Below are 10,723 nucleotides of genomic sequence, written 5' to 3' on the forward strand. Positions count from 1 at the left end.
GCAAATCCAATTAAAAATTGATTCTTTTTAATTTGACCTAAAGATAATAAAATATCTTTATTCTTTTCCAATTCTATAGTAAACGTAGCTTCATCCTTTTTTATTTTTTGAGAAGCAATATTTTTTGGTTTATAATCGGCAACTGCCGCAGCTGCGATTACGACATCTGTATTTTCAAAATAGTGATGACAAGCAGTAAACATTTCGTCAGCTGAAGTAACTCTGATAATTGTCACTAAACTATGTTGCAATTGCATATGAGTTGGACCTGAAACCAATACCACTTCTGCACCTAAATTAGCCGCTGTAAGCGCAATATCGTATCCCATTTTTCCTGTAGAATGATTACCTATAAATCGAACTGGATCTATTGCTTCATATGTAGGACCTGCGGTTACTAAAACTTTTTTACCTTTTAGTGGTAATTTACTTTCAATATCTTTTTCAATAAATTGAAGTATATTTTCTGGCTCGGCCATTCTTCCTTCACCGCTTAATCCGCTGGCCAATTCACCGCTTTCTGCAGGAATAATTGTGTTTCCAAAACCTTTTAAAGTTTCAAAATTCGTTTTCGTTGTGGGATGAATATACATATCTAAATCCATTGCTGGAGCAAAATATACCGGGCATTTTGCAGATAAATAAGTTGCTAAAAGCAAGTTATCACAAGCTCCTGAAGCCATTTTAGAAAGTGTATTCGCTGTAGCTGGAGCTATAAGCATAAAATCGGCCCAAAGTGCTAATTCTACGTGGTTGTTCCAAGTTGCATTTTCTTCATCTTGATTATAAAAAGTAGAAAATACGGGATTTTTTGAAAGTGTTGATAACGTTAAGGGTGTAACAAAATCAACAGAAGCAGGTGTCATGACAACTTGTACATGTGCACCTGCTTTTATAAGTAATCTAACCAATGAGGCTGTTTTATAAGCTGCAATTCCGCCAGAAATACCCAGCAAAACATTTTTACCCTTTAAAACAGACATTAATTAAAGTTTTAATTATTTAGTATCTCTATGATAAATTTTATCTTCTAACCATTCTTGAACAGCTAAAGCGTGTGGTTTAGGTAATTTTTCGTAATATTTAGAAACTTCAATTTGTTCTTTATTCTCGAAAACTTCTTCTAAACTATCATTATAAGTAGCAAATTCGTCAAGCTTATCTAATAATTCTTTTTTAATTTCAGAATTTATTTGATTAGCTCTTCTTGCTATTATAGTAATTGCTTCATATACATTTCCAGTTGGTTCTTCAATTACACTTTTGTTGTAAGTTACTGTGTTTACTGGAGCATTTGTTTTCTTTAAATCCATAATAATGATTAATTTGTATATTGTTTCAATTCTTTTTCTACGGTTTCAAGCATTTTATTTGATTGTTGTAAATACTTGGTATCTGCTTTAAATTTCACTAAATTTTGGTAATACGTTTTAGCTGAATTTAATCTTTCTTGTTTTTTTGAAGGAACACTATTTGTTGCTAATTTATACATAGCATCATATTTATAAAATAAAGCATCTTCTTTATATTTTGAACCTGGAAAATTAAACACGAAATTGTCCAAAGCTATAATTGCAGCGTTGTAGTCTCTTGTAAATTCGCCAATTGTATTGTATTGTTTTGCAATTTCAAATGCTTTTAATTCTAATTTTTCTGACAATTCTTTTACAATTTCATTTGCTCTTGGTAAAAAAGTAGAATTTGGATATTTATTTACAAAAATCTGAATTTTACTTAATGCTTTATCTGTATCCACTTGATCTAAACTATATATCGGTGATACTTTACTGTAACATTCTGCCCCATAAAAAGCAGCTTCTTCAGCCAATGAACTAGATGGATAACTACTTGAATATCTTTCAAACTCGTATGCTGCAGAAATATATTGTTTAGTATTATAAAGTGCTTTCGCATAATTATAAAAAGCAGCTTCACCCTGAGGTTTTGCTCTTAATGCAGAAGCAAATTGCTCAAACAATCTGATGGCTTTAGAATACTTTTTCTTTTCAATTTGTTCAGTAAATACTTTTGTTTTGAATTCCACATCATCTGATTTCATAGCCTTTTGATACGGACTACAAGATGAAATTGAAAGTATTACTAAAAGTATATATATAAATTTGTTCATATTTGATGTTGCATTATGCCTTTTACGCAGTTTGAAAAAGCAACTGCAAAGGTAGATATATTTTTACGTTTTACAAAAAAGATTTTTATCCTAAGTTTTTAATAAAATTAGCTAATCTTACAGACAAATTTTCATCTACATTTACCAATGGTAAACGCACCGTGTTTTCAGATAAACCTAAGTGTTTAAAGACTTCTTTGATACCTGCAGGATTACCTTGTTCGAAAATCATATCAAAAGAATCGGCTAATTTGTAATGTAATTTATACGCTTCATCTACTTTTTTGTTTAATCCCAATCGAACCATTTCCGAGAATTCTTTTGGAAAACCTTCTCCAATTACAGAAATTACTCCTGCTCCACCAGCTAAAACCATTGGCAATGTAATCATATCATCACCAGAAATAACTAAAAAGCCTTCCGGTTTGGTTTGAATTAATTTCATTGCTTGCACAATATCGCCAGCAGCTTCTTTAATTCCAATAATATTTTTAAAATCGTTTGCTAATCGTATCACTGTAGCAGGCAACATATTACTTGATGTTCTTCCCGGTACATTATAAACAATAATTGGGATTGGTGATGCTTCAGAAACGGCTTTAAAATGTTGATAAATACCTTCTTGTGTAGGTTTATTATAATAAGGCGAAACAGACAAAATGGCTGCAAACTGCGACAAATCTCTTGTCTTTAATTCCTCAACCACTTTTGCAGTATTGTTACCTCCTACTCCTAAAACCATTGGTACTCTGCCTTTATTTGCAGTAACAATTGTTTGTATAACGACTTCTTTTTCTTCTGCATTTAATGTTGCGCTTTCTGCAGTAGTTCCTAATATTACTAAATACTCTACTCCGCCTTCAATTATGTGATTTGTAATTTTCGTTAACGCTTCTGTATCAACAGAAAAATCTTTTTTAAAAGGCGTTACCAAAGCTACACCTGTACCTATTAATGATTGCATATTATATTTTTTAAGTTTTTTAAAATATTTTAATAATTCAGAAATAAATTCAGAATAATTTTATAAATCATTGTAACTTTACATCTTGTACAAAAATAAAATAATCTATTCGAATAAATGACATTCAAAAGTAAAAATATGAAACCTCTTTACATAATTTTTGTTACAACTTTAACATTATTAGGAGCTGTTTCTTGTAAAACGAAAAAATATACCAATTATCAAATTGAAGGAAAAAAAATTGAAGTCGGTTCAAAATACACTTCAAATGAAACTATTGAATCTTATATTTCACCTTACAGAGCGCATATAAATACCGATTTAGATAGTGTAATTTCTTTTACCAATGAAACTTTAGACAAAACTAAAGGCGAATGGCAAAGTAATATTGGAAATCTTATGGCAGATGCGTGTATGGAATTTGCTTCTCCTGTTTTTAAAAAACAACAAAACAAACCAATTGACATTGTACTTTTAAATAGTGGCGGTATTAGATCGATTATTCCAAAGGGAAATATCAGCAAAAGAAATGCCTTTGAAGTGATGCCTTTTGAAAACAGCTTAATTGTTGTAGCCCTTAAAGGCGAAGAAATTATTGCAATGGCAAAACATATTATTAAAGAAAAAAAGCCACATCCACTCAATGGTTTAAAAATATTTTTGGATAAAGAAAATACTATTACTAAGGTTCTTTTTAATGATAAAGCCATCGAAAATAGCACAATTTATTATGTAGCAACATCTGATTATTTAGCAAACGGAGGCGACAATATGACTTTCTTTCTTAAAAATGAAGGTAGTTTTGATTTAAATTATAAAATGAGAAACGTATTGATTGATTACTTCTACAAATACAAAACTATTGAAGCTTCAACCGTTAAAAGAATCATTAAAGAATAACTCCTATGAAAAGAAGAAATTTCATCAAAAATACAGCTGCAACTTCAGCATTACTATCACTTAGCGGGCTTTCATTGTCAAGTTTTTCTTCTATAAAAGAGAAAAAAATAACCATCTTGCATACCAATGATGTGCACAGTCATATTGATCCATTCCCGGAAAATCATCCAAGAAACCCTTCTATGGGAGGTGTGGCAAGACGTGCAAATATTATTGAACAGATTAGAAAAGAAGAAGAAAATGTATTATTATTAGATGCTGGTGACATTTTTCAAGGCACGCCTTATTTTAATTATTATGGCGGCGAATTGGAATTTAAGCTAATGAGTATGATGAAATACGATTTGGCAACATTAGGAAATCACGATTTTGACAATGGAATTGATGGCTTTTTCGCTCAATTACCAAATGCTAATTTTGACTTTGTTTCCGCAAATTATGATTTTAAAAATACCGAGTTAAACGGAATTGTAAAACCTTACAAAACCTTTTTAAAAGACGGAATAAAAATTGGTATTTTCGGTTTAGGTATTGAATTAGATGGTTTAGTGGACAAAAAATTATATAAAGAAACCAAATACTACAACCCAATAGAAGTTGCTACAGACATTACCAAAACACTCAAAGAAACTGAAAAATGCGATTTAATAATTTGTTTGTCGCATCTTGGATTTGACTACAAAAATGAAAAAGACAAACCTTCGGATCTTAAATTAGCCGCTGCCACACAAGACATTGATTTAATTATTGGCGGGCACACACACACCTTTTTAGACAAACCTGTCATAAAAACTAATAAAGTGGGTAAACAAGTAGTTATTAACCAAGTTGGTGCTTACGGAATAAATTTAGGCCGAATTGATTTTTATTTTAGCGACGAAACCAAATACATTAGTAAAGAAAAAAACATTGTAGTGATTTAATTCTTAACCATTTATCATTTTTTGAAATTGGTATTCGTCAATAATTTCAATTTTTAATTGGTTGGCTTTTTCTAATTTAGCAGGTCCCATATTGGCTCCGGCGATAACATAATTGGTTTTCGCAGAAATAGAACTTCCTACTTTTCCGCCATAATCTTCGATGGCTTTTTTCAAATCGTCGCGAGAGAAAACTTCAAAAACACCAGAAACAACAAATATTTTTCCTTCTAAAATATTGGAAACAGCTGTTGAAATTTCATTTAATTCAAACTGAATGCCTACTGTTTTTAGTTTATTTATTATAGCTATGTTATCTGAGTTCTGGAAGAAATCCATCACACTTTGTGCAATTCGTTCTCCAATTTCATCTACTGTAACTAAATCAAGTAAATCAGCTTTAGCCAAGTTATCAATGTTTTTATAATGTTTGGCTAATTTTTTAGCGACTGTTTCACCCACATATCGAATACCTAATGCATACAAAACTCGATCAAATGTAATTGCTTTTGAATTTTCAATTCCTGAAATTAGATTATCGGCAGATTTATCCGCCATTCTTTCCAAAACCACAATTTGTTCTTTTTTCAAATCATATAAATCGGCATAATTTTTTACCAAACCAGCATTATATAATAAAGCGACAGTTTCACCACCTAAACCATCAATATCCATTGCTTTTCTGGTAATAAAATGCTGAATTCTTCCAATAATTTGAGGAGGACATCCATAAAAATTTGGGCAATAATGATTCGCTTCTCCTTCACTTCTTGTCAATTTCGTATCACATTCTGGGCAATTTGAAATATAAATGGTTGGATTTTCTTGATTTCCTCTTTTCGCAACTCCAATTATTTTTGGAATAATTTCGCCTCCTTTTTCAACAAAAACTTCATCGTTTACACGAATATCTAATTTAGAAATTTGATCTGCATTATGCAAGGAAGCACGTTTTACGATTGTTCCTGCTAATTGAACAGGTTCTAAATTTGCCACAGGAGTAATTGCTCCCGTTCGACCAACTTGATAAGAAATAGATTGCAAGACAGTACTCACCTGCTCTGCTTTAAATTTATACGCCATAGCCCAACGAGGCGATTTTGCTGTATAACCTAATTCTTCTTGAAAATGAATGTTGTTTATTTTCACAACTACTCCATCTGTTTCGTAGGGTAAATTGTGTCTGTTTTTATCCCAAAATTCAATAAATTCAAAAACTTCGTCAATATTTTTAGCTAATTTGCTCTGAGTTGGCACCTTAAATCCTAATTTTCTCGACAATTCTAAACTATCATATTGCGTTTTAATTGCTAAATTATTACCAATCATTCCGTATAATAAACATTCCAATGGGCGCTTTGCCACTTCGGCACTATCTTGTAATTTTAAACTTCCTGAAGCGGTGTTCCTTGGATTAGAATAAGGTGTTTCACCAATTTCAATTAAGTCTTGATTCATTTTTTCAAAACCTGCAAATGGTAAAATAATTTCACCGCGAATATCAAATTTTTCAGGAAAACCAGCGTGTAATTGTAACGGAACAGATTTTATTGTTTTGATGTTTTGAGTCACGTCATCACCTTTAAAACCATCACCACGTGTTACGGCACGAACCAATTTTCCGTTTTCATATGTAATGCTTATGGATGCGCCGTCATATTTTAATTCGCAAGTAAATTCTAAATCAACATCACCTAAAATTTTCTGACATCTTGTTTGCCAATCTAATAAATCTTCTTTAGAATAGGAATTATCTAATGAATACATTCTATATTCGTGTTCAACAGTATTAAAATTCTTTGTAACTGCTCCACCGACACGTTGCGTTGGTGAATTTTCATCGAAAAAAGAAGGATTGGCTGCTTCTAAATCTTGTAATTGCTTTAATTTTGAATCAAAATCAAAATCAGAAATCGTAGGATTATCTAACACATAATAATTGTAATTATGCGAATTTAATTCCGCTCTTAAAGATTGAATAGTTTCTAAAACAGTCATATTATGATACATTGATTAATGTAATTAGTTTACTATACAAGTCGCCTTTACTAATTATTCCTCCGTTTTCAATTATTTTAAAAACTTCTTCATTACGATTTTCGGCAACTTCTTTTTTTCCTGTTTGAATAGTAACTGCATCAGAAAAAAGATTATTCCCTAACCATTCTAATCCTTCTGTAGTAAAGAAATCAACGGAAACTTCTGAAGTATTTACTATTATAGATTCTAAAAAAGTATCGTGACATTTAAAAAGAAATATGTGATTTTTTGAAAAATGATCTACAAAACGAACATTAGTTATGGCTTTATCCCAAATTAAATCAGAAAACACGTCAATTTCTTGCAAAGCAATTTCTGGAGAATTGTCTTTAAGTTCATCCCATTCTTTTTTATCAATAGTCTGCGTGGCTAAAAAAGTAATAAACTCAGGATGAAGTTCTTCTAATTGTTCTTTTGTTAATCGGGTATATTTCATTTACGAATATTTAGTATCAAAACTTAAAGTTGCGTAAAAATAAAAAAAGCGTTGCAATTGCAACGCTTTTTTTAAAGAAATATTATAAATAAAATTATGCTTTTTCAGCAACAATTTCATAAGCTAATTCAATGATAACTTCTCTGTGTAAACGGATAGTAGCATTGTATTTACCTGTTCTTTTAACAATACCAGAAGTAATAAATTTTCTATCAATAGTTTGTCCGTTTGCTTCTAAAGCGTGAGCTATATCTGCATTAGTAATTGATCCGAATAATTTTTCACCACCTGCTTTTGCAGTAATTTTTATCTCTAAAGCTTTAAGTGCTTCTGCAGTTGCTTTTGCGTCTGCAACAACTTTAGCTTCCTTGTGTGCTTTTTGTTTTAAATTTTCAGCTAAAACTTTTTTAGCAGAAGAAGTTGCTAAAATAGCTGCTCCTTGAGGAATTAAGAAATTACGACCGTAACCATTTTTTACAGTTACTACATCATCTTTAAAACCTAAATTCTGAACGTCTTGTTTTAAAATTAGTTCCATTTTGTTGTCCTTTATTTTTATAAGTTAGTTCCGATTTTATCGGAACAACAAATGATTAATATTATTTTAATAAATCCGCCACGTAAGGCATTAAAGCTAAATGACGTGCTCTTTTAACAGCCACAGAAACTTTTCTTTGAAATTTTAAAGAAGTACCAGTTAAACGTCTTGGTAAAATTTTACCTTGCTCATTTACAAACTTTAATAAAAAGTCACCATCTTTATAATCGATATACTTGATACCTGATTTTTTAAAACGACAATATTTTTTTTGTTTGTTAGTATCAATATTTAAAGGAGTAAGATATCTGATATCTCCCTCTTTTTTACCGTTGTTAGCTATTGACATGATTAGTTTGCTTTAGTTTTTAATTTTTCTCTTCTTCTTTCTGCCCAAGAAATAGCATGTTTGTCTAAAGAAACAGTTAAGAATCTCATGATTCTCTCATCTCTTCTTAATTCAGTTTCTAAAGAAATGATTAATTCAGCTGGAGCTTGGTACTCAAATAAATGGTAAAAACCACTTTTTTTGTGTTGGATTTCATAGGCTAATTTTTTTAAGCCCCAATCCTCTTTTGATACCATTTTGGCACCCTTAGAAGTAAGAAAATCTTCAAATTTGCTTACTGTTTCCTTTACCTGAACATCAGATAAAACGGGATTCAAAATGAAAACAGTTTCGTAATTTTTCATTTGTACGTATTTTTTAAATTGGGTGCAAAGATATACAATTATATTTAATTTACAAATTCATCAAAAAAGTATTTATTTTTTATCAATATTAGTTTTCTGTTGTTTTTTTATATATTTTTATGCTGTTAATCAAATATTTTTTTAGTTTTACAAAAATTAGTTTTAAATAATTACATCATTTTAAATGTAATAAATACCAACATATGAAATTAAACACTATTGTTGTTGATGACAGTTCTATTCAACGTATTACTATTGCTAAGTTAATTTCTGAAAATCCTAACTTACTACTAGGTGGGGATTTTTCAAACGCATTAGAAGCAAAGAATTATATTACAAATAATACTGTTGATTTAATTTTCTTAGATATAGAAATGCCTCATATTACTGGTTTTGATTTAATTGATGGTTTAAAAGTTAAGCCATTAATTGTATTTATTACTTCAAAAGCGGATTATGCAGTTAAAGCATTTGATTATTCTGCATTAGATTTTTTACAAAAGCCAATTAAAAAAGCACGATTTTTAGTTGCTGCAAAAAAAGCAATGGAAATGCACCATTTAAAACATGACCAAACTCATGACGAAAACGGAACGCATCTTATTATTAAAAGTAATCTTAAAAAAATAAAAGTATATACCTCACATATAAAATGGGTGGAAGCTTTTGGCGATTACATTAAAGTTGTAACCTACGAAGACACCCACTTAGTATTATCTACAATGAAATCTTTTGAAATTGAATTACCAAAAGAAAACTTTCTTAGAATTCATAAATCGTACATTATTAATTTAGATAAAGTCGATCGATTTAATAGCAAACAAGTTGAAATAGACGGAGAAAAAATTCCGTTAAGCAGAAATAAAAAAGAAGAAATTATTGCTATTTTAGAAAATTATTAATAATCTACATTAATTGTTGTTTTTATTGCTCGATATTGTGAAGTAGCTTCAAAACTTACCAATGCTTTTTTAATTATTTTTTTTGTATTTACAAGATTGGCATTATTTGGGATTTTAATAAGAATGGTTCTAATATATTCATTTCGAATCCTATTAATTGCTGGTTCTTCTGGTCCTAATATAGGTACCGCTACATTTTGTTTTAACACGTTATACAACCAAGTAGCACCTTCACGAAGTTTTTCGTAATCACGATGTTTTAATTTTATTTGCAACAAACGGAAATACGGCGGATATTGAAAATTGCGTCTTTCGTATAATTGCTCATTAAACATCACTGTATAATTATTATTCACTACTTGTTGAATTGTATTATGCATTGGATTGTACGTTTGAATCACTACACTACCCTTTTTAGCTTTTCTACCCGAACGCCCAGCTACTTGCACCATCATTTGATACGCACGTTCATAAGCACGATAATATGGCTGATTTAATAAATTATCTGCATTTAAAATTCCAACTAAAGTCACGTTTTCAAAATCTAAACCTTTGGCTAACATTTGTGTGCCAACCAAAATATCAATTTCCTGATTTTTGAAAGCATCAATCATTTTTTCAAAAGCAAATTTTCCACGAGTGGTGTCTTGATCCATTCGGGCAATTCGTTTCTCAGGAAATAGCTTTATCAATTCTAATTCTACTTGTTCCGTACCAAAACCTTTCGCAGAAATATCTAACGAATTACATTGGTGGCAATGTGTGGGTTTCGCCATATTATGTCCGCAATAATGACATTTTAAATGATTTTTATACTTGTAATAGGTTAAACTCACATCACAACTTGGACATTGAGGTACGTGACCGCAAGTGGTGCATTCAATATACGGCGAATACCCTCTACGATTTTGAAACAACATTATTTGCTCATTATTTGCTAATGTTTCGTGCATTCTTTCTAATAATTCATCGGAAAAATGACCGTCCATTCGTTTGCGAAAATATTTATCTTTTAAATCAATCAAATGAATTTCTGGCAACACCACATTATTAAATCGTTCAAACAACTCAATTAAACCATATTTATTGGTTTTGGCATTATGATACGATTCTAAACTTGGCGTAGCACTTCCTAATAAAACTTTCGCATTATGAAATTTTGCTAAAACAATAGCCGCATCTCGGGCGTGATAACGTGGCGC

At 30.5% G+C, this 10,723-nt stretch carries 13 protein-coding genes; 3 read left to right on the plus strand and 10 right to left on the minus strand.

What is annotated here, in order from left to right; translation table 11 throughout:
• From coaBC to dapA, 4 genes are all read right to left on the minus strand, one after another.
• On the minus strand, positions 1-983 hold a 983-nt coding region (gene coaBC / locus ABWO04_RS07385), incomplete at its 3' end, for a bifunctional phosphopantothenoylcysteine decarboxylase/phosphopantothenate--cysteine ligase CoaBC (protein ID WP_353078715.1).
• A gap of 15 nt (positions 984-998) precedes the next feature.
• Complete coding sequence (locus ABWO04_RS07390; RefSeq protein ID WP_353078717.1) at positions 999-1,313, minus strand: DNA-directed RNA polymerase subunit omega; 315 nt, start codon at positions 1,311-1,313, stop codon at positions 999-1,001.
• An 8-nt stretch (positions 1,314-1,321) separates the two neighbouring features.
• A complete protein-coding gene (locus ABWO04_RS07395) occupies positions 1,322-2,128 on the minus strand; it encodes an outer membrane protein assembly factor BamD (protein WP_353078718.1) in 807 nt (268 codons plus the stop codon).
• Positions 2,129-2,213: 85 nt separating this feature from the next.
• Positions 2,214-3,092 (minus strand): 4-hydroxy-tetrahydrodipicolinate synthase, encoded by an 879-nt coding sequence (gene dapA, locus ABWO04_RS07400; RefSeq protein WP_353078720.1) that lies wholly within the window; start codon positions 3,090-3,092, stop codon positions 2,214-2,216.
• Between the two features lie 138 nt (positions 3,093-3,230).
• Here dapA and ABWO04_RS07405 point away from each other — a divergent pair, with 138 nt between their 5' ends.
• Positions 3,231-3,992 carry a 5'-nucleotidase C-terminal domain-containing protein gene (locus ABWO04_RS07405; RefSeq protein ID WP_353078722.1) on the plus strand — a complete coding sequence of 254 codons (762 nt, stop codon included), beginning with the start codon at positions 3,231-3,233 and terminating at the stop codon, positions 3,990-3,992.
• 5 nt (positions 3,993-3,997) lie between these two features.
• Positions 3,998-4,915 (plus strand): bifunctional metallophosphatase/5'-nucleotidase, encoded by a 918-nt coding sequence (locus tag ABWO04_RS07410; protein ID WP_353078724.1) that lies wholly within the window; start codon positions 3,998-4,000, stop codon positions 4,913-4,915.
• Between the two features lie 3 nt (positions 4,916-4,918).
• Here the strand turns inward: ABWO04_RS07410 and ligA are convergent, their stop codons facing one another.
• From ligA to rpsF, 5 genes are all read right to left on the minus strand, one after another.
• A complete protein-coding gene (gene ligA, locus ABWO04_RS07415) occupies positions 4,919-6,910 on the minus strand; it encodes an NAD-dependent DNA ligase LigA (RefSeq protein WP_353078726.1) in 1,992 nt (663 codons plus the stop codon).
• A 1-nt stretch (position 6,911) separates the two neighbouring features.
• Positions 6,912-7,388 (minus strand): DUF6495 family protein, encoded by a 477-nt coding sequence (locus ABWO04_RS07420; RefSeq protein WP_353078728.1) that lies wholly within the window; start codon positions 7,386-7,388, stop codon positions 6,912-6,914.
• A 94-nt stretch (positions 7,389-7,482) separates the two neighbouring features.
• Positions 7,483-7,926 carry a 50S ribosomal protein L9 gene (rplI, locus tag ABWO04_RS07425; RefSeq protein ID WP_353078730.1) on the minus strand — a complete coding sequence of 148 codons (444 nt, stop codon included), beginning with the start codon at positions 7,924-7,926 and terminating at the stop codon, positions 7,483-7,485.
• A gap of 61 nt (positions 7,927-7,987) precedes the next feature.
• Complete coding sequence (gene rpsR / locus ABWO04_RS07430) at positions 7,988-8,275, minus strand: 30S ribosomal protein S18 (RefSeq protein ID WP_091312528.1); 288 nt, start codon at positions 8,273-8,275, stop codon at positions 7,988-7,990.
• A gap of 2 nt (positions 8,276-8,277) precedes the next feature.
• Positions 8,278-8,619, minus strand: a complete 342-nt coding sequence (rpsF, locus tag ABWO04_RS07435; RefSeq protein WP_353078732.1) for a 30S ribosomal protein S6 — start codon at positions 8,617-8,619, stop codon at positions 8,278-8,280.
• 203 nt (positions 8,620-8,822) lie between these two features.
• On the opposite strand from rpsF, the gene ABWO04_RS07440 reads away from it, so the two are divergent.
• A complete protein-coding gene (locus ABWO04_RS07440) occupies positions 8,823-9,521 on the plus strand; it encodes a LytR/AlgR family response regulator transcription factor (RefSeq protein ID WP_353078734.1) in 699 nt (232 codons plus the stop codon).
• Here ABWO04_RS07440 and priA read toward each other — a convergent pair.
• On the minus strand, positions 9,518-10,723 hold a 1,206-nt coding region (gene priA, locus ABWO04_RS07445), incomplete at its 5' end, for a replication restart helicase PriA (RefSeq protein ID WP_353078736.1). The genes ABWO04_RS07440 and priA overlap by 4 nt on opposite strands.

Origin of the sequence: Flavobacterium sp. (assembly GCF_040382755.1) — a bacterium.
GTDB lineage: Bacteria > Bacteroidota > Bacteroidia > Flavobacteriales > Flavobacteriaceae > Flavobacterium.